The sequence below is a fragment of the Streptomyces sp. NPDC004435 genome (assembly GCF_042873895.1).
Classification (GTDB): domain Bacteria; phylum Actinomycetota; class Actinomycetes; order Streptomycetales; family Streptomycetaceae; genus Streptomyces.
In genome coordinates, this window is sequence record NZ_JBIAMB010000035.1 from 37,236 (window position 1) to 54,874 (window position 17,639).

Here is a 17,639-nt window from a genome sequence, read left to right on the forward strand (position 1 = left end):
ATCGAACTGGTGTCTTTCGGTCTCAGCGGGATCCCCGAGATTCGGCGCGTGTCGGAGCGTGGCGGATGCATCGACCCGGGTCTTCCAACGGCGCTGACAGATAAGGAGGTTGGCCGAATCGCCGATGGCGACACCCTTTAGCGCGAGACCGGGCGCGTTGTGGAACAACAGCCCCCGCCGGACTTGTAGAGTGCGAACCTCCCCGCACGAACACCTCGCTGGAGCCGCTTCGTGGCCATCACTGATTCCGACATCTCGGACGCTCTCGGTGCTTACCTGGAGCGCCACCCGGACGAGGCCGAGCAGCTGTCCAAGCCCCTGCAGCTCCTCGCGGAAGGCAGGAACTTCGCCTCTCGGCGCAGCTTCCCCATGCACGTGACCGTCGGAGCCCTGCTCGTCCGCGACGGCGCCGAAATCCTGCTCATCGAGCACCTCGCATACGGCCTCACCCTTCAGCCCGGCGGTCACCTTGAGCCGACCGACACCTCGCTGGTCGAGGCGGCGGTGCGCGAGCTGACGGAGGAGACCGGCATGGACCCCCGGCAGGTCTGCGTGGTCTCGCCGACGCCTGTCTACGTCGAGTACGGCAAGGTGCCGGCCCGACCTGAGAAGGACGAGCCGGAGCACTACCACCTGGACATCGGATACGCCCTCACCACGGTCCGCGGCGATGTCGGACGCATCCAGGAGTCCGAGGTGACCGGCGCCGGCTGGTACCCGCTGGAGGCGGCCGAGCGTCTTGTCGGACACCGCATCAGGCGAGCGGTCACGGCACCGGCCTAGACGGTCTGTACCAGAGCACCGGTGGTCCCGGGCTCTCGTGCCAGAGGCGCACCAGTCAGCACGCCGGCGGCCCTGCTCGCCTCGGTGTTGGACCACAGGTGTCAGCCTCCGTGCTCGGGGGCGGTCAGGGTGTGGTTCCTGCCAGGGGCGGATTCGCTCACTCGAAGGAGGGCTTGCTGTCCCGGCTTCGCTTGATCTCGTAGAACCCGTCCGTCGCTGCGACGTGGAGCAGGCCGTCCCAGAGCTGGCCGGCGGCCTCGCCGCGGGGGGCCTGCCGGAGCACCGGGCCGAACAGGGCTGTGCCGGCGATGCGGAGGACGGGGGTCCCGACATCGAGGCCGACCTCGTCGAATGCCTGGTTGTGCGAGTCCTTGATCAGGCGGTCGAACTCCGTGCTCGTCGCGGCGGAGGTCAGCGAGGCGGGGACGCCGTTGCCGTAGAGCCAGTAGGCGCCGTCGATCTCCTTTTGTGCGCTGAGCGTGGTGCCCGGCTGGTGGACGCGGGCGACGACGCCTTCGGGCAGGCGCCAGATGGCGTTGTCGAGGGCGCGGATCAGCTGGGCCGGGGTGGTGTCGAAGCTTGCGTGGAGGCATGCCTCCCACAGGGCGGGGAGGGTCTCCTCGCCACTGTGCGTGAGAGTGATCATCAGGTGTGTCTTCCTCGTTATGCGGTCGGCAGGGAGCGGGAAAGAGGCGTTGGTGGCCTCGTCTACGGGCGGGAGGCGTGGACGATCTGGCGGACGGTGCGGAACATCTCGGCACCGCAGGAGCCCTCGGGGAAGCGCTCGACGACGCGGTGGTGCACGTGCTGCCGGTAGGCCAGTTCGGTCAGGCCGCCGAAGACCTTCATGTCGAGCTGCTGCTGGGAGGCGAAGCAGGCCAGGGCGGCCTGCTTGGCGGCCAGGAGTTCGGGGGTGCCGACGAAGTAGAGGTTCGGTTCGAAGTTGCGGCTGTAGGGGGAGCGGAAGTGGACCAGGTCGGCGGCCTCGCGCATCGCGACGGTGGTGGCCTCCTCGCCGGTGACGGCGTGGTCGAGGTGCTGGTCGTCGGGGTGGTGGGTGTAGACGACGTCGGGGCGTTCGGCGGCGAAGGCGTCGAACAGGGCCGCGTTGATGGCTCCGCGGTGGTCGGTGAACCGGCTGTCGGGGATGGGGGAGAAGGTGTAACTGCCGATGCCGAGGATCTTCGCGGCGGCCAGGCACTCGTCGCGGCGCGTCGTGGTGCCGGGGTGTCCGACGGTCAGGCAGTGGATCCGGACACGGTCGCCGGCCAGGACGTGGTCGCGGATACGCATGCCCATGGCGAGTTCGGCGTCGTCGGGGTGGGCGACGACGACCAGGACGGACCGGGAGGCGGTCAACGGGACTCCTCGTGGAGCGTGATCTGCAGGGCGCTGTGCAGACGGCGGCCGTCGAGGCCCTGCCAGCGGAAGGGCTCGTGCTCGTTGCGGGGCCAGCGCAGGTAATGGAGGCTGCCGACGGCATCCGCCGGTCCGCGCCCGTGCCGGTAGGCGATCTTGGAGGTCTGGCCGCCGTCGAGGTGGAACACCGCCGCCGGGTCGTGGCCGGCCCGCGCACACAGCTCGGCGGCCTCCTGGACGGTGACGCCCTGGAACGCGGGGGCGAGGGGCGCGCCGTCCAGGACGGTCAGCGTCAGATGCCGGCCGCCGAGCGCGAGCAGGGTGCGGGCGTAGCGGACGCCGGGGCGGAACGGGCTGATGCCCAGGCTCTGGTCCCAGGGCGCGGTGCGTCCGGCGGCGGCGTCGGCGGCGGACGGCCCCAGGGACAGGGCGCTTTCGATGCCGGCTGTGGCGAAGGCGTCGACGGCCGTGACGCGGACGGGCGCGTTCGTGACGAGGTGGGCGGGCCAGGGGTGGTGGGCGCGCAGGATGTAGGCGCCAGCGAACAGGTCGGCGCCGCCGCCGGGATGCAGGGCGGTGATCCTGGCCCCGGCGGGGGAGAGGGAGACGGTGCAGTCGAGGGCCTGCGGATCACGGGGCGTGGTGTTGGCGGCCGGGTCGACGTCACGGCGGAAGCCCGTACGGGGATCGTCGTGGTAGCGGATGCGGCAGTTCGCCGCACCGAACACGGTGAGGTGGTCGGCCGGGGCCGGGCCCGGCGTGGGGTCCTTCGAACCGGTCCAGGTGTGCGGGTGGCCGGCGATGGTGAGGGTGCCGGTGGCGGCCAGGGTGCGCACGAGCGGACGGCCGTGGTGGACGAGGAGGGCGGGTTTGGTGACGGTGGGCAGGCTGACGACGTCGTGGTCGCGGACGGCGAGGTCGAGGCAGGGTTCGGCGGGCTGGTAGGCGGGGTCGTCGGAGATGTAGGCGAAGGTGCCGGAGACCGCGGCGGCGACGGGGCCAGTGACGAGGTGGCGCAGGTGGAAGCCGCGCGGGCAGGAGACGGGCCGGCACTCGGCGCGGTCGAGGTCGAGGGTGAGGGTGTAGGCGTTGGTGAGGCACCCGTCGCCGAGGCCGATCGGTCGGGCGGTGAAGACGACGCCCGGCGCGAGGGCGCGGGTCCGCGCCGGGGTGGGGTGGGCGAACGGGCTCTGGTCGCGGGCCAGCGACTGGACGCTGGGCACGTGGATGCCGCGGGCGCGCAGTTCGGCGAGCGGGTCCCGGTCCGGCGTGCCGCCGGGCGGAGCGAAGGGCGCGTTCACGATGTCACCGGCCCGGTGGCGGCATCCAGCAGGTCGCGGACGGTGAACGGCCCGGCATCCAGCAGGCGGCGCAGGCTGTGGCGCAGACGGTCGGCAGCGGCGGGCGGGCTGGTCGCCGGGTAGGGGACGGTGTGGGCCTCCAGCCGGTACAGAAGCACCCCGGCGGCCACCGCCGCGAGGAGGTCGTCGTCGCGCCAGGGCCGGGCGTGGCCCGGGAGGGTGTAGGCGTCGAGGAACGCGCTGGCGAGCGGGTGCAGGCGCGACGGCCGGGTGATGTGGTGCAGGACCAGGTGGGCGAGGAGGTAGCCGAGGTCGAACAACGGCGCGCCCGTGTGCACGTTGTCGAGGTCGACGAACGCGGTCCGTCCCGCCGCCAGGCTGAGGTTCTTCGGGCAGGCGTCGCCGAGGATCAGCTGCCGGCCGGGCAGGGCGTCCAGGCGGCGGCACGCCTTGTCGAGGACGGGGTGGCCGCTGGAGCGCAGGCAGTAGCCGTAGGCGTGCTCGGCGCGGAAGAGGTCGTCGCCGTCGCCTTCACGCAGCGGCGGCAGGCCGGCGGTGGCGTGGTGGACGCGGGTCAGGGCGGTGGCCAGGCGTGTGCACTCCTCGGCGGTGGCGGCGCGCTGGTCGAGGTGCTCGCGCCAGGTCCGGCCGTCGGGGAAGACGTCGGTCATCACCAGGGCGTGCGCGTCGGGCAGGAACGCCAGGATCTGCGGGAACAGGTCGGGCAGCAGGCTGTGGTGCAGGGTCAGGGCCCGGTGCTCGACCGCGATGAGCGCCGGGTCGGTCGCGATGTGCCGGATTCTGGCGAAGCGGTGGCCGCGGATCTTCACGATGACGTTGCCCGCCTCGCCGCGGACACGGAAGACGTGGGCGACGTTGCCGCCGAGGCACTCCTCGACGCTGGTGAGGCGTCCGGTGTGGGGGTGGCACGCGGCGAGGACCTGGTGCAGGTACGGGCCGAGGACCGCTCCCAGGCCGGGCGCGATGTGGCCGGGGGCGAGGGGGAGGGTCATCGCGCGGCTCCCAGGGCGGCGAGGGCGTGCCCGGCGCGCGGGGCCGGGGCGGTGGGGCGGAAGCCGAGGACGACGGGGGCGGCGGGTCGGCCGGTCGCGGTCCAGCGGCGGGACATCGACAGGTAGGCGCCGGCCATCAACCGGGCCGGGCGCCGGTGGTCGGACAGGTCCGAGGCCAGCTCCGCGCGGGGGACGCGGCCGGCCAGGTGGGAGAGGAACTCGGTGACGGCGCAGGTGCGGGCCGAGCGCTGGGTCGGCAGCACCGTCCTGTCGCCGCAGTCCTCCACGAGGCCGGTGAAGCCGAGCGCGCGGTGGCGTTCCCAGCCCAGCCCCAGGCGGTCGTTGCGGAAGACGTGGAGCTCGATGTGGTCAGCGCCGCCCGCCGCGTGCCGGTCGATCCCGTCCTCGTCGCCGTGAAGGGTCTGCAGGACGTGCAGATGCAGAGCCTGGAAGGGCCCTTGCTGGATGAGGTGGACCTCCTGCCCGATCCGGCCGTTGCCCTTGTAGAGGCCGCCGGCCACGGCGTGGAGGTTGCCGCGCTGGGAGAAGGTGGTGTGGGCGAGGTTGTGGCTGCCGAGCGCCATCACCCGGCCGCGGCTGCGGTAGGTGACGTTGAGGAACACATCGACCTCGCCGAATCCGGCGGTGAGCCGGTCCAGGTCCTGCTCGGTGTAAGGGTTGCGGTCGGCGAAGCCGGGGAGCAGCCGGGCGTGGTCGGCGACGGTGAGCTGGGCGAGGAAGTCGGCGGGCCGGGCGCACGCGGCGTGGACCTCGATCTCATCGATCTCCTTGCCCGGCCGCTCGCCCGCGGCCAGCCACCACGGCACGGTGTCGAAGTGGTGGTAGCCGGAGTGCGCGGCCTTGCCATACCCCCGGTCGAAGCTGTGGTAGCCGAGGTCGACAAGTTCGTCCGGCAGCCGCCACTGGCCGTCGCCGTGACTGGACTGGACCGACGTGACGGGGCAGTTCGTCGCCTCGGCCACCTCGGCGATCAGCTCCCGCACCCGGCGGAAGGCGGGGTGCCAGCGGCGCTGGCTCATCACGCTGACCACCATCCGCGGATCGCGCCGCCGCGCCGCCCGGTAAGCGTCCAGCAGGGTGTCGAAGTCATCGGCGATCGCCTGCGCGGCCACCGGGTCGGTGGACGCGCCCGGATGTACGGTCAGCGGCTTGTCGAGCAGCACCGGCAGGCCCCGCTCCATCGCCCACAGCGCGTAGGGCAGGTGCACGGACGGCTCGGTCGCCACCACGACCGCCCCGATCCGCTCCCGCTCCACCACACCCTCCAGCACGCGCCGCACCCCCTCGGGCAGGGCCCGGCAGGAGACGGGGAAGGGCTCGACGGGAACGACGAGCATCCGCCGGGGCCGGCCCGGCGTGCCGTACTCGACCGCGGCGGCAGCCGCGTCGGGCAGGTCGGCGCCGGTGACGGTGCCGGCGAGGCCCGCGTCCTGGGCGACGGCCAGCGCCGGCAGGTGGTTGAGGCGGGTGTGCGGGCCGACCCCGACGACCAGCACGTTCACGGTGGCGCTCACCTGTCCACCGCCTCGCGGCCGATACCGGCGCCGAGCAGCGGCAGGACGCCCTCGCCGACCTCGTACGCCTCTTCCAGGTGCGGGAACCCGGACAGGATGAACTCCTCGATGCCGAGCGCCGCGTACTCGGTGATCCGGTCGGCGACCTCGCGGTGCGAACCGACCAGCGCGGTGCCCGCGCCGCCGCGCAGCAGCCCCACGCCTGCCCACACGTTCGGCCACACCTCCAGGTCGGAGGTCCGGCCGCTGTCCCGGAAGGCCGCGTGCAGGCTGCTCTGTCGGGCCTGCCCGGTGGACTGGCTGTGGGCCAAGGTGGCCTGCACCCGTGCGACGTGCGCCGGGTCGATGCCGGTCAGCAGGCGCTCGGCGGCGGCCCACGCCTGCTCGCTCGTGTCGCGGGCGACGACGTGGAACCGGATCCCGAACCTCGGCGCCCTGCGCCCGGCGTCGGCGGCCAAGGCGCGGATGCGGTCCAGCTTGGCGGCGACGTCGGCGGGCGGTTCGCCCCACGTGAGGTAGACGTCCGCGTGCCGGGCGGCGACCGGGGCGGCCTCGGCGGAGGAGCCGCCGAAGTACACGCCGGGCAGCGGGGCAGGTGGCGAGAAGACGGCGGCTCCCAGTACGTCGTAGTGCGTGCCGGTGAAGTCGCACGGCTTGCCGGACAGGGCGCCGCGCAGGACGGTCAGCCACTCGTCGGTGCGGGTGTAGCGGGCGGCCTTGTCGAGGTGGTCGCCGAAGCGGGCCTGCTCGGCCTTGTCGCCGCCGGTGACGACGTTCAGCAGCAGTCGGCCCCGGGTCTGCCGCTGGAACGTCGCGGCCATCTGAGCGGCGAGCGTCGGGGATATCGAGTCCGGGCGCTGCGCGACCAGGAACTTCAGGCGCTCGGTGGCCTGGGCGAGGGCGGCGCAGGTGATCCAGGGGTCCTCGTTGAAGGTGCCGGCGGGGGTGAGGATCGCGTCGAACTTCATGTGCTCGGCGGCCTGTGCGATCTGGGTCATGTAGCGCAGGTCGGGGGCGCGGTGCCGGTCGGCGCCCGGACCGGTGCTGGTGGCCGTGTCGTGGCCGGGCCCGTGAACGCCGCGCATCCCGGTGGTCAGGGTGCGGCCGTCGCTGCCGGTCGGCAGGAACCAGTGGAACTGCAAGCGGTTCAAGTCGGTCTCCTCGGGTTCAGTCGGAGGTGAAGTCGCCGGCTGCGCGGGCGGACAGGCGGGCGAGAAGCGGGCCGGGGACGGGGATGGTGCCCTTGTCGCGGGCGGCGGCTTCGAGGGCGCGGCCCTGGTCGCCGGGTACGCGCCACGTGCCGTCGGCCGTCGCCGCGTCTCGCAGCCGGTCGGCGAGGCGTGTGTTCGCGGTGGCCGCGTTCTGGCCGGGGGCGGCGAAGGCGGGGTCGAGGGCGAGGAAGGCGTAGCCGGTGGTCCAGGTGGAGTCGACGTCGTCGCCCATGGGGAAGCCGAACACGGAGCCGGTCAGAGCCTGCACGAGCAGGGACAGCGCGAGGCCGCGGTGGTCGCCGAAGACGATCGCGGAGGACGCGGCGTGGGGGTCGCGGGTGGCACGGCCGCCGGCGTCGACGAAGCACCCTTCCGGCAGAGGCCGGCCCGAGCGGCGGTGCTCCCACAGCACGCCCATCGGCGCGAGGGTGGTGCCCATGTCTGCGCTCAGGGGTTCGCCGAGGGTGGGCAGGGCGAAGGAGAGGGGGTTGACGCCGAGGACGGGGGTGGCGCCGCCGGCCGGGACGGCTTCGGCTCGGGAGGTGTTGGCGGCGATGCCGACCAGGCCGTGTGCGGCGATGGCCTCGGTGAAGGTGGACAGGACGCCGTAGCGCTGGGAGTTGATGACCCCGACCAGACCGATGCCGAGGCGGCGGGCCCGTTCGATGGCCGCAGTGGTCGCGAAGTCGGCGCTGAGCGGGCCGATCTCGCGGTGCGCGTCGACGACGGCGAACGCCCCGCGCTCGCGGACGATCTCGGGCGGGGCCTGCCGCTCGGGGAAGAACCGGGATTCGAAGGCGAACTTCGCCAGCCCGTGGGATGGTTTGCCGCGCAGTTCGCCGGTCAGGAAGTGGTCGGCCACCCGGCGGGCCGCGCTGTCGCCGACGCCTGCGGCCGTGCAGGTCCGGGCCATCAGGTCCTCGACGTCGGCGATCGGCACCTGCACGTTCGCCGGTTCGGTGGCGGGGCCGCGGACGGGGGTGTCAGACATGGTTCTCCGTTCGACGTGGGCGGGAGACGGGAGCGGTTCAGATGTGAGTGCGGGAGCGGTGCCAGGTCACGGCGGAGTGCAGCTGTCCCTCCCGCTCGGCGCGGCGAGCCGGAGGACAGGTGGAGACCTGCTCGACACGGCGCCGGACGAGCGCGGTGACGAAGGTGTCGGCGGCCTCGGTGGGGGCGGCGGCCCAGTCGGGCAGTGCCTTGCGGGCCCACGCCTCGGCGTCCGCCGCGGGGGTACCTGCGTCGATCAGCTGCGCGAGCAGGAACCCGGCGCTCAGCCACCCGGTTCCCCGGCCGGGCCACGCCCAGTCCAGCAGGACGGCACTGCCGCCTTGAATGAGGATGTTCCCCTCGTTCAGGTCGGTGTGCACGAGCCGGTCGCCGGCCAGCAGACCGAGGTCCAGGCCCGCGCCGAGATGTGCCCAGCGTTCCTCGACCCGGAGTGTGGCGGCGGCGGGGGCCGGCAGGGTCGCGAGGTGTCGCAGCGCGCCGGCGGCGGCGTCACGGTCCGCCGAGCCCGGGGAAAGGTCGGCAGACCGGCCGGGGACGTGCTCGAACAGCAGCCACCGCCAGGCGCCGGCGATGCCGTGGTGCAGCAGCTGGGGCGCGAGCGCGCGGACGGCGGGTGCGAGGCGTGCCTCGGTGTCCAGGGTGGGCGCGTGGCGGTGGGACAGCGGAGTGGCCTTGAGGAACAGCCGGCGCCCGGGGACATCCAGAGACAGGCGCAGCCAGGCGGTCCTGCCCGAGACGGCCTCGACGGCGTTGAGGACCGGTCCGGCAGCGGACTCGACGGCGGCGCGCAGCGGCTGCGGGACACCGCCCCACACGGCAGACGCGGCGTGAGCGGGCAGGCCGGGGACGAGATTCACCAAGCACCTCCTGATCCGGATCGCTGCGAGACAGAGGACGAACGAGTGCGGACCCGAACCCGGGCGGGTGCCGGGTCCGCGTGCGGTGCGGACTACGGCCGGGGTGCGGCCATCCGGTCCAGGACGAGGTGGCCGCGCGCCACGAGCTCGTCGCGGCCCTTGGCCAGGCCGTTGCGCAGGTAGGACACGCCGAGGCGGACGGTCAGCAGACGCAGAAGGCGGTCCTCCTCGGCCGTCAGCGGTCGGCCGTAGCCCGTGAAGTACGCCTCGTGCAGCTCCGGGCGGACGGACCAGACCGCGCCGCACAGCCACACGAACTCGGACGCGGCGATGCCGTGCGCGGCCATCGCGAAGTCGATCAGGCCGTGGTGGCTGCTGTCCTCGTCGTACAGCCAGTTCCGGGTCTCGTAGTCGCCGTGCCGGTAGACCAGCGGCAGCTGCTCGGCAAGTCCGGGCAGCTCCGTCGACGCGGCCTCGACCAGGGCGAGCCGGTCGGCGGCCAGGTACGGCGCGACGTCCTCCAGGCAGTCGGCGGCCTCACGGGCCTTGGCCTCCATGTCGGACCGAACCGCCGCGCGGTCCGCGTCCGTCCCGGGCTCGGACGCGTCGTGCCAGCGGCGCAGCAGCCGCCCGGCGTCCTTGTACAAGCGCAGCTCGGTGCCGGGTTCCAGGGGCAGGTCCCGTACGACGCGGCCGGGCAGGGGCGTGCTGAGGATCGCGCGCAGGCCCGGGTCGCAGGCCAGCAGCCGCGGCGCCTCGGTCTCGCTCAAGTGCGCTGCGGTGAAGGCGTATCCGGCGACCTCGCGCTCGAAGTCGAGGTCGCTGGGGCTGACCTTCACATAGGCGTCCCGGCCGGCCGCGCTCACGCGCCACACGAGGGAGGTGCTGCGCGGCCAGGAACGGTCCTCGTTCGCGTCCAGACCGGGCAGGTAGCTGGCGACCCAGTCGCGCAGCTCGGGCGGGAAGGGCTTGGTGGGCTTGGCGGTCGTCATGAAGATCGGTCTCCGAACGGGGGAGCGGGTGGATTCGGTGGAGCCGTGCACACAGGTGCGAGGGGGTGCGCTGCGGTTCCCGCCGGTTCAACGGCCGGATAACGGGCGGGGTGCGAGGGTCAGAAGTAGTCGGCGAGCCACGGCTCCCGGTCGGCGGTGGCGGCCAGCAGGCGGGCGAGGACGGAGTCCTCCCCGCGCAGGCCCGCCAGCGCGGCGGTGGCCGGACTGCGGTAGCCGCCGGCGTACCAGAGCGAGAACTGCCCCATGGTCAGCGTGACGTCGGCGGTACGGCCGCGCTGTGCGCCGCCGGGGGTGAGACGGGCGCTGCCTGCGCCGATGCTCAGGGTGTGGCGGCTGAATCCGGCGCCCTCCAGGTCGGCGAGGTCGAGCACGATCTCGTCGTCCAGGTGCCCGGGCCAGCCGCGCAGCTCGACGGCGCGGACGGGGTCGAGGACGCGCAGCATCCACGGATGCCAGGCTTTGGCCGTCGCCGTGCCGACGCTCGCGAGGCGCTGCTGCAGCACCGGTCCGGGCGGCAGGCCGGTGCGCTCGAACATCACGGTGGGGACGCGGCCGTGGTGCCGTCCGAGGAAGGCGAGCATCGCGTCGGCGGTCGGCGCGTCGGCGGCCCAGAAGTCGTGGACGACTAGCTGCCGGCCGCCCGGGGTGCGCTGCGTCGCCGTCGCCAGGACACCGCTCGGCTCCCGCCCACGCGAGGCGAACGCGTAGGTCTCCAGGTCCGGATGCCGCTCCTGCTGCCAGGCGCCCCACCACGCGGGTCGCTGCCACGGCCCGTTCCACCGCCCGGCCAGCCGGTCCCGCAGGTCTGCGAGCTGCGCGGTGTCGCCGTGGGTGATCTCCATCGTGTCGGTGGCGGCCTGCTTGAGGGCAGCGGTGGGCACCGTCCAGGAGAACACCTGCGCCGGGGCGTCCCAGCCCAGCCGCCGCACGTAGCCGTTGGAGGCCGTCCACAGCGTGGCGAGGACCGCGCCCTGCTCCTGCACGGCGCGCCCCCTCTCCTGAGCGAGGAGTGCGGCGAGACGGCCGCCGCGCTCCTCCGGGGCGACGCAGCCGCAGCCCATGCTCGCGGCGGGCACCGGCCGGCCGCCGAACCACTGCGGCACGAGCACGGCCATGCCCCCGGCGACGACCCGGCCGCCGCGCAGCGCCACCCGACGGTCCGCGTACGGTCCCAGGCGCGTGACGTCAGGTACCGGCTGGCCGTAGGCGCGGCGGGCCAGAGCGTCGTACTCCGCCCACTGGGCGTCGTCGGCCTCGGCGAACTCCACATCCATGGCGACTTCCCCTCCCCTCTAGTAGCCGGTGGCGTCGCGGACGACGTCCGGGTCGGCGGGGACGAAGAAGGTGCGGGTGCCGGTGACGACCAGCTCGCCGTCCTGGTTGAACCCGTCGACGCGGCAGGTGACGATGCCCTGGTCGGGGCGGCTGTTCGAGCGGCGGGCGGACAGGACGGTGCTGCGCGCGGAGAGGGTGTCGCCGACGTAGACGGGCTTCTTCCAGCGGACCTCGTCCAGGGCGAGGTTGCCGGTGGTCATGCCGCTGGTCGTGCGGACCGTCATGCCGAGCACCACGTTGAGGGTGAGCATTCCGCACACTAGGACCCGCGGCTGGCCGGTACGGCGGCAGAACTCGATGTCGGAGTGGACCGGCGCCTCGTTACCCATCAGCGCGAGGACCTGCACGTGCTCCGCTTCGGTCACCGTCCGGGCGGGTCGGTGCTCGATGACCAGGCCGGGGACGAGGTCGTCCAGGCCCAGGCCGACGACCTCGCGGAGGCAGCCGTCCTCCACCTGGCGGAATCCGGCCGGGACGGACCGGGGCTGCTGCTTCGGCATCATCAGCTCGCTTTCGTGACAGAGGTGGTGGCGGAGGAGCGGTGGCCGGCTCGGCGGACGATGGCGAGAGCTGCCTCGACGAGAGGCGGCCCGACCATCGCGCCGTCCGCCGTGGTGATGGCGCCGCCCTCCTTGGCCACCGCGCAGGCCGCGTCGAGCACCGCGTGGGCTGACTCCAGCTCGCGCGGGCTGGGAGCGAACGCCTGCGCGATGACGCTCAGCTGGCGCGGGTGGACGGCGACCTTGCCCGCGAAGCCCAGTTCGACCGCCTCCAGGGCGTCCCGGCGCAGCCCGTCCTGGTCATCGAGGGAGAAGAAGGGGGAGTCCACGGCAGGGATCCCGGCGGCGGAGGCCGCAGTGACGAGCTGAGCGCGCGGGTACCACATCGCCCGGGACGTGAGCTGGCACCCGGCCGCCGCCGCGTAGTCGGCGGCGCCGAAGAGCACGCCCGCAAGGCCCGGGGTGCGCACGATGCCGGCCAGTTCGACGACTCCCCGCGGGGACTCGATCAGCGCCCAGACCTTCGGTGCCGCCTGCGCCCCGCACGCGGCCTGCACGACGGCCTCGATCTGGCGGCCCGACTCCACCTTGGGGACCACGACGAGGTCCGGCCACAGCCCCTCCTCAGCCATGGCGGCAAGGTCCCGCAGACCCTCCGCGCCACCTACCGCGTTGATCCGCACGCCCAGCAGGGGCCCGCCGGACTTCCGCGTCCGGGCACCGGCGAACGGCAGCACGGCCGCCCGCGCATCGGCCTTGGATCCGGCCGGCACCGAGTCCTCCAGGTCGAGGAGCACTACCTCGGCACCGGAGCCGACGGCCGTGTCGAAACGCGCGGGCGTGATGCCGGGAGTAACCAGCCAGGTCGGCCCACTGGACCTGGCGGTGTCGGGCGGCGCGGAGTTCGCCCGATCCAACGGAGGCTGCACGTCGATCTCCTCTCGAACGGTCGACCGGCCCGGTCGCTGCCCGTACGGGCACGACGGACCAGAAGCAGGAACAGGGAATTGGGAAACGGCACCCGGACAGGCAGGCATCGAGCGGGGGCGACAGCCTGCTGCACGCTCCGGCCGATGCTCCGAACCGCCACTGCGGGCTGGTTCGCCGAACTAGCCTAGGAAGAGCGGGTTCTGAACAAGACTCACTCCCGGTACGGGTTTGCCCCTGCGGGCGGGCACGAGGCACAGCCGGGGCCGACCGGAAGGGACCGCGATGGGGACCGGTAGCCGGAGCCGCACCGACACCGGTGTGGTCTCGGGGTTCGTCCTGCGGATGCTGCGCGAGAGCGTCCCCCTCCCGCAGGCCGTTCTGGCCGAGCGTCTGGGGGTCGACCTCGGCACCATCCAGGGCTGGGAGAGCGGGCGCCGGCCGCTCGGCAACGTCCGCACGATGGACCTGCTGCAGCTGCGCCGGACCCTGGCGCTCCTGGGCGCCGACGGATCCCTGCTCGGTTGGCTGGACGCCGGGCTGGACGCCGACCGGATCCTCACGGCCGTGCTGCACCCGCCGGCAGATCCCGCCGCCCACCCGCTGGCGGGCTGGGTCCAGTCCCGCGAGACAGCGCATCTGATCGCGTGGGCTGTGCGCGGCATCATCCCGCCCGCCCTGCAGCCGCACGCCATCCGCCGGCGACGCGGCCCCGCCCCCGCCGGCCCCCAGCTCTCGGCCGCCGACCGGACGCACTTCTTCGCCCAGCTTCGCCAGACCGCGGAGAGCGCCGACCGGGCAGGGGACCGCCGACTGCTCCTGCGCCGCCAAAGCCTCTACCTCGCCTCCTACGACCCGGCCCCCGATGCCGAGGACTGGGCCGAGCAGGCGCTGCGCACGATGCGGTCGGCGCTGGCTCTGCGCGACTACACGCCGCGGTGGATCGAGGCCCGCACCGCCGCGACGGTCGCCGCCCGCCAGGGCGACCCCGTGCCCCTGTACGACTTCGTCGACGCCCTGGCCGCCGACCAGCACAGCGAGCTCGCCAACCTCGCCTACTGGGCCTACTGGCTGGGCTCTATGCCGCCCACCCAGCCGGACGACCACTTCCTTCACCGCCCGGACCCCGCCGCGTGGAGCCCGGTCCACCTGTTCCAGCAGCTGGCCAGCTCGCTCCACGACGCGCCCGGCACCGTCGACCTGTACGTGCACTCCCTCCACACCCTGCTCCACCTCCATCCGTGGCTGCCGCTCGCCGGCCCCGCCGCCGCCCGGCAACTGGGGGAGCGCGCCGTCGAACTCCTCGACGGCGGCGTCCTGTCGTCGGTATCGCGGCGCGACCTTGAATCGGTCCACTACCGTCTCCAGCAAATGAACTGACGCACCGCCAGGAGCCAGCACGTGCCCGAACACGCACCCGCCGACGCCGAGACCACCGCCACAGCCGCTCTCCTTTTCGAGGCCGGCGCCCTGCGCAACCAGCCACGCACCGGCTGGCCCTACGACGGCGTTCCCCTCTCTGCCACCGAGACCGTCGCCGAGCACAGCCACCGCACCACCGTCATCGGCGTCGCACTGGCCGCGATGGAAGGCGCCGACCCCGCCCGCACCGCCCTGCTGTGTACGCTCCACGACCTCCACGAGACCCGTGTCGGCGATCAGACGCCAGTCACCCGCCGCTACGTCACAACCGCCGACCCGCGGAAGGTCACAGCCGACCAAGTGGCCGGCACGCACCCTGCCGTCGGGAACGCTGTAACCGCGGCCATCGAGGAGTTCGAAGCCGGAGAGACCCTCGAAGCCAGGTGCGCCCGAGACGCCGACAAACTGGACTGCCTCTATCGAGCCCTGGAGTACCGGGCGACCGGCTACCGCACCGACGGCAAGATCGAAAGGTGTCACGCCGCGTTGAAGACTGCCTCCGCCCGCAGCCTCGCGAACGCCGCCACCGCGATGGAACCAGCCCAGTGGCAGCGCACGCTGCCCGGTGCACCAGCCGGTCACTGAGCTCCGCTGAACGGCTGCCGCACCCCCAACGCTCGGATCGGTGCCGGAGCCCTGGCCGGCGGGCAGCCGGTAGCGGTCGGCCAGGAGGGCGCCCTCAGCGGTCATCGCGTACCGCGGGCCCGGGCGCGCCGGAAGGCGCTGTCGAGGGGAGCCCCGCCAGGGACAGGACCATGTCCGCCTGGTAGCCGGCCGTACGCGACAGCGGCATGGGCCGGGGGCGGAGGGCCTTTTCCGCCCGGTGGCACCAGGCGATGAGAACGGCCTCGGTCTTCGCTCGCAGGGCCTGGAGCTGCTCGTGGTCCGGGGCGGCGGCGAGGAGCTGGTCGGCGTGCCGCAGGAGCATGCCCGCGGCGCGCGCCGGGACGAGGAGGACGAGGTCCTGGTCGCGGCCGGCCTCGGGGTTCTCCTGGATCTGCCGGATCATCAGGGGGGTGATCGAGCGGACCTCCTTCGCGGAGGCCAGGAACACGGTCTCTTCTTCCGAGGTCGCTGCAAGCTCGGCGATGAGGTCGCCGAGGACGTGGCGGGCGTCTTCGAGGACGTCGATGGCTTCCTGAGGGGAGAGCTGGATGGGGGCGGAGTCCCACATCGGTACCTCGGGGAAGAGGCCGAGGCCGCCGTGCCGGGCGGTGTAGTGGGCGCTGCTGGATCCGGCCGGTTCCCACTCGCGGTCGTCGCCCCCGCCGCTAGAGGCGTCCGGCTCGGTGGCGGCGGGAGGCGCCAGGAGGTAGGCGCCTGGTCCGAAGGAGGTCAGTCCGGTGCAGTCCGACGGGGTCTGCTCGACGCGGAGGCCGTGCCGGGCCGCCAGGTCTCCCATGATCTTGGGGAGGGCGGGTTCGGCGCGGGAGGCCATCGCCCACACCCCGCCGGAGTCGCTTCCGTGGAGGGAGACGGTCAGCGCCGGTCGTACGGTGTCGATCACCCTCATGAGGGCACGGGTCTCCGGCAGGGTCGCGTCGAAGGTGGGGGTGGGGAAGGTCCACTCGGGCTGGCAGCGGGCCTGGGGCCGGTACAGGCGGCGGTGGTAGTCCTCCAGCGTCGGCGGCCAGGTCTTCGCCCACCAGTCCTGGTTGGCGGCGACGCCGTCGGGGTCGGCGCATCCCACGAGGTGCCAGGAGACTTCTTCCCGCGCCTGGGGGTGCTCGGTGAGGTACCGGGCCAGCGTGGTGACCACGGTCAGACCGATGGGCTCGTTCGGGTGCGGGGCGCCGAGGACGAGGACGTGCTTCGGGCCGCCCTGGACGGTCAGCATCGTCATGGGCCTGCCCTCGCGGGAGCGGCCGATCTCGGACAGGACGCAGACCGTCGGGTGCTCGGCGGCGGTCTTCCGCAGCTCCTGGTCCAGTTCGTCCAGGGTGGGCGGCCGGTCGCCGATGTAGGGGGCGAGCGGGTCGGGGGTCACGACCAGCCCTCCCCGCGCAGAGCGCCGTGGGTCGGCGGGACGTCCTGGTGGGCCGGCCCCGGCATGTCGGGCTCGTAGCGGTAGGTGCTGGTGCTGGTGTCTGCCGTGGCGTTGGCCGCGTGCTGCGGCTGCTCTTCGGCGTGCGGCTCCAGGTCCGGCACGGACGCGGCGGCGAGCCCGCGGGGGCTGCCGATCTCGTCGGCGATCAGGCTTCCGGTCAGGGCGAGGCCGGCGGCGTTCATGCCGAGGAGCATGAGCCCGGGGACGGTTTCGAGGAGGTCGAGGGCGGACCACCCGATTCTGGTGGCGGGGGCGGGTAAGCGAGCCATGCGGATCACGGCAGCTGCTCCTTTCCGGAGGCGGCGGCGGGGGTGATGAGGTCGGGCAGGAGTTCCCAGAAGGCGACCAGGGCGATGAGGTGCGGGTCGCTGCGGGCGCCGCACCGCTCACGCAGCTCGTCGACGCGGTCGAGGAACAGACCGGTGGGCCGAAGGTCTTCGGGAAGGTCGTCCTCCGTGGCGAGGCCGGCGAGGACTCGCAGGACGGCGAGGTCGGTCTCGGCGAGGTCCGGGGCGAGCATCGACACCGGAGGCGGAGAGACGTGGCCGCCCGCGAGCAGGGCGGTGGCCCTGCGGGCAGCGGTCGGGGCGCCGAAGCGGCGGCCGATCGAGGTCAGGTGCCGGCGGACGATCCCGACAGGCAGGCCCAGCTCCTCGGCGATCTGCGCGTCCGACGCCCCGGTGAGCAGGAGTTGCCCGACCCGTAGTTGGGCCGAGGTGAGCGGGCGCGGCTGTGCCGGGGCGGCGGCGCGGACCGGCGCCGTCGCAGCGGCCGGCGGTTCGGCCGGCGCGGGAGCGGCGCGGGCGGTCAGGAGCCGGGGGTCGCGCAGCACGCGGTGCAGGTCGGCGGGCGAGGTGGAGCCCAGGCCGGGGGGCACGGCCCAGTGGACGTCCAGGCCGCCGGTCGTCGCCAGCGGGGGGATGCCTATGGACCTGCCCTTCGGCATGACCCGCACGCCGTGGGGCCAGTCGGCCGGGAGGACGGAGTCGGACGACAGGAGGAAGTGCCAGGTCCGCGTGGTGCGGTTGGCGAGGACGGGGCCGGTGCGCGGCCCCAGCGCGGTCAGCGCCGGGCGGGCGAGGTCGGCCGGGACGCGGATCGCGGTGAAGTCCTCGCCGCAGCGGACGGAGAGCGTCTCGCTGCTGTCCGGCATCCAGTGGGGCATGCCCCAGCGGCTCAGGACCGGACGAGGCCGGGCCCTGGTCGTCACGACTCCGCTCCCGCCGGCTCGTGTAGGTTCCTCTCAATTGAGTCCTGGTCAGGAAACTTGACCAGCGGTTTCATGCTTGAGTCCCCGGTTCGTGTCAGGGAAGCCGTCCCGAGCG

Annotated in this window: 18 protein-coding genes; 3 read left to right on the top strand and 15 right to left on the bottom strand. The window is 73.4% G+C overall.

The window, feature by feature from the left end:
• The first annotated feature begins 231 nt into the window (after positions 1–231).
• Complete coding sequence (locus ACFYT9_RS38285) at positions 232–783, top strand: NUDIX hydrolase (protein WP_386454718.1); 552 nt, start codon at positions 232–234, stop codon at positions 781–783.
• A gap of 157 nt (positions 784–940) precedes the next feature.
• Here ACFYT9_RS38285 and ACFYT9_RS38290 read toward each other — a convergent pair whose 3' ends face one another.
• The 12 genes from ACFYT9_RS38290 to ACFYT9_RS38345 all read right to left on the bottom strand — a co-directional run bounded on the left by ACFYT9_RS38290 (position 941) and on the right by ACFYT9_RS38345 (position 12,847).
• Positions 941–1,429: a hypothetical protein gene (locus ACFYT9_RS38290; protein WP_389171528.1), complete on the bottom strand. Its 489-nt coding sequence runs from the start codon at positions 1,427–1,429 to the stop codon at positions 941–943.
• A 62-nt stretch (positions 1,430–1,491) separates the two neighbouring features.
• A complete protein-coding gene (locus ACFYT9_RS38295; RefSeq protein WP_389171531.1) occupies positions 1,492–2,142 on the bottom strand; it encodes a PIG-L deacetylase family protein in 651 nt (216 codons plus the stop codon).
• Positions 2,139–3,443 (bottom strand): hypothetical protein, encoded by a 1,305-nt coding sequence (locus tag ACFYT9_RS38300; protein WP_389171534.1) that lies wholly within the window; start codon positions 3,441–3,443, stop codon positions 2,139–2,141. Before ACFYT9_RS38300 ends, ACFYT9_RS38295 begins: the two co-directional genes overlap by 4 nt.
• Positions 3,440–4,456 carry a phosphotransferase family protein gene (locus ACFYT9_RS38305; protein ID WP_389171537.1) on the bottom strand — a complete coding sequence of 339 codons (1,017 nt, stop codon included), beginning with the start codon at positions 4,454–4,456 and terminating at the stop codon, positions 3,440–3,442. The genes ACFYT9_RS38300 and ACFYT9_RS38305 overlap by 4 nt, the downstream gene beginning before the upstream one ends.
• Positions 4,453–5,991, bottom strand: a complete 1,539-nt coding sequence (locus ACFYT9_RS38310; RefSeq protein WP_389171540.1) for a Gfo/Idh/MocA family oxidoreductase — start codon at positions 5,989–5,991, stop codon at positions 4,453–4,455. The genes ACFYT9_RS38305 and ACFYT9_RS38310 overlap by 4 nt, the downstream gene beginning before the upstream one ends.
• Positions 5,988–7,076 carry an LLM class flavin-dependent oxidoreductase gene (locus ACFYT9_RS38315; protein ID WP_389171579.1) on the bottom strand — a complete coding sequence of 363 codons (1,089 nt, stop codon included), beginning with the start codon at positions 7,074–7,076 and terminating at the stop codon, positions 5,988–5,990. Before ACFYT9_RS38315 ends, ACFYT9_RS38310 begins: the two co-directional genes overlap by 4 nt.
• A gap of 82 nt (positions 7,077–7,158) precedes the next feature.
• Positions 7,159–8,193 carry an Ldh family oxidoreductase gene (locus tag ACFYT9_RS38320; RefSeq protein ID WP_389171543.1) on the bottom strand — a complete coding sequence of 345 codons (1,035 nt, stop codon included), beginning with the start codon at positions 8,191–8,193 and terminating at the stop codon, positions 7,159–7,161.
• 37 nt (positions 8,194–8,230) lie between these two features.
• A complete protein-coding gene (locus ACFYT9_RS38325) occupies positions 8,231–9,070 on the bottom strand; it encodes a hypothetical protein (RefSeq protein ID WP_389171546.1) in 840 nt (279 codons plus the stop codon).
• A gap of 92 nt (positions 9,071–9,162) precedes the next feature.
• Positions 9,163–10,062: an aminoglycoside phosphotransferase family protein gene (locus tag ACFYT9_RS38330; RefSeq protein WP_389171548.1), complete on the bottom strand. Its 900-nt coding sequence runs from the start codon at positions 10,060–10,062 to the stop codon at positions 9,163–9,165.
• Between the two features lie 119 nt (positions 10,063–10,181).
• Complete coding sequence (gene eis, locus ACFYT9_RS38335) at positions 10,182–11,357, bottom strand: enhanced intracellular survival protein Eis (protein WP_389171551.1); 1,176 nt, start codon at positions 11,355–11,357, stop codon at positions 10,182–10,184.
• An 18-nt stretch (positions 11,358–11,375) separates the two neighbouring features.
• Positions 11,376–11,918, bottom strand: coding sequence for a MaoC family dehydratase (locus ACFYT9_RS38340; RefSeq protein ID WP_389171554.1), 543 nt, complete (start codon positions 11,916–11,918; stop codon positions 11,376–11,378).
• Positions 11,919–11,920: 2 nt separating this feature from the next.
• The gene (locus tag ACFYT9_RS38345; RefSeq protein WP_389171557.1) at positions 11,921–12,847 is read right to left on the bottom strand and encodes an HpcH/HpaI aldolase/citrate lyase family protein; all 927 of its coding nucleotides are present in this window, start codon (positions 12,845–12,847) and stop codon (positions 11,921–11,923) included.
• A gap of 283 nt (positions 12,848–13,130) precedes the next feature.
• Here ACFYT9_RS38345 and ACFYT9_RS38350 point away from each other — a divergent pair, with 283 nt between their 5' ends.
• Both ACFYT9_RS38350 and ACFYT9_RS38355 read left to right on the top strand, forming a co-directional pair.
• Positions 13,131–14,225 carry a helix-turn-helix domain-containing protein gene (locus ACFYT9_RS38350; RefSeq protein WP_389171560.1) on the top strand — a complete coding sequence of 365 codons (1,095 nt, stop codon included), beginning with the start codon at positions 13,131–13,133 and terminating at the stop codon, positions 14,223–14,225.
• Between the two features lie 21 nt (positions 14,226–14,246).
• Entirely contained in the window at positions 14,247–14,852 is a 606-nt protein-coding gene (locus ACFYT9_RS38355; protein ID WP_389171563.1) for an HD family hydrolase, read from the top strand.
• A gap of 94 nt (positions 14,853–14,946) precedes the next feature.
• Here the strand turns inward: ACFYT9_RS38355 and ACFYT9_RS38360 are convergent, their stop codons facing one another.
• From ACFYT9_RS38360 to ACFYT9_RS38370, 3 genes are read right to left on the bottom strand one after another with little or no spacing between them, the layout of a single operon-like run.
• Entirely contained in the window at positions 14,947–16,254 is a 1,308-nt protein-coding gene (locus tag ACFYT9_RS38360; RefSeq protein WP_389171566.1) for a M14 family zinc carboxypeptidase, read from the bottom strand.
• On the bottom strand, positions 16,251–16,583 hold the full coding sequence (locus ACFYT9_RS38365) for a hypothetical protein (RefSeq protein WP_389171568.1): 333 nt from the start codon (positions 16,581–16,583) through the stop codon (positions 16,251–16,253). Before ACFYT9_RS38365 ends, ACFYT9_RS38360 begins: the two co-directional genes overlap by 4 nt.
• A 5-nt stretch (positions 16,584–16,588) precedes the next feature.
• Entirely contained in the window at positions 16,589–17,524 is a 936-nt protein-coding gene (locus ACFYT9_RS38370) for a hypothetical protein (protein ID WP_389171570.1), read from the bottom strand.
• Positions 17,525–17,639 lie beyond the last annotated feature (115 nt).

Coding starts and splice junctions, on each gene's coding strand:
- eis (WP_389171551.1), bottom strand. CDS start 11,357: ATGGATGTGGAGTTCGCCGAGGCCGACGACGCCCAGTGGGCGGAGTAC.
- ACFYT9_RS38365 (WP_389171568.1), bottom strand. CDS start 16,583: ATGGCTCGCTTACCCGCCCCCGCCACCAGAATCGGGTGGTCCGCCCTC.
- ACFYT9_RS38290 (WP_389171528.1), bottom strand. CDS start 1,429: ATGATCACTCTCACGCACAGTGGCGAGGAGACCCTCCCCGCCCTGTGG.
- ACFYT9_RS38320 (WP_389171543.1), bottom strand. CDS start 8,193: ATGTCTGACACCCCCGTCCGCGGCCCCGCCACCGAACCGGCGAACGTG.
- ACFYT9_RS38340 (WP_389171554.1), bottom strand. CDS start 11,918: ATGCCGAAGCAGCAGCCCCGGTCCGTCCCGGCCGGATTCCGCCAGGTG.
- ACFYT9_RS38350 (WP_389171560.1), top strand. CDS start 13,131: ATGGGGACCGGTAGCCGGAGCCGCACCGACACCGGTGTGGTCTCGGGG.
- ACFYT9_RS38330 (WP_389171548.1), bottom strand. CDS start 10,062: ATGACGACCGCCAAGCCCACCAAGCCCTTCCCGCCCGAGCTGCGCGAC.
- ACFYT9_RS38305 (WP_389171537.1), bottom strand. CDS start 4,456: ATGACCCTCCCCCTCGCCCCCGGCCACATCGCGCCCGGCCTGGGAGCG.
- ACFYT9_RS38315 (WP_389171579.1), bottom strand. CDS start 7,076: ATGCGCGGCGTTCACGGGCCCGGCCACGACACGGCCACCAGCACCGGT.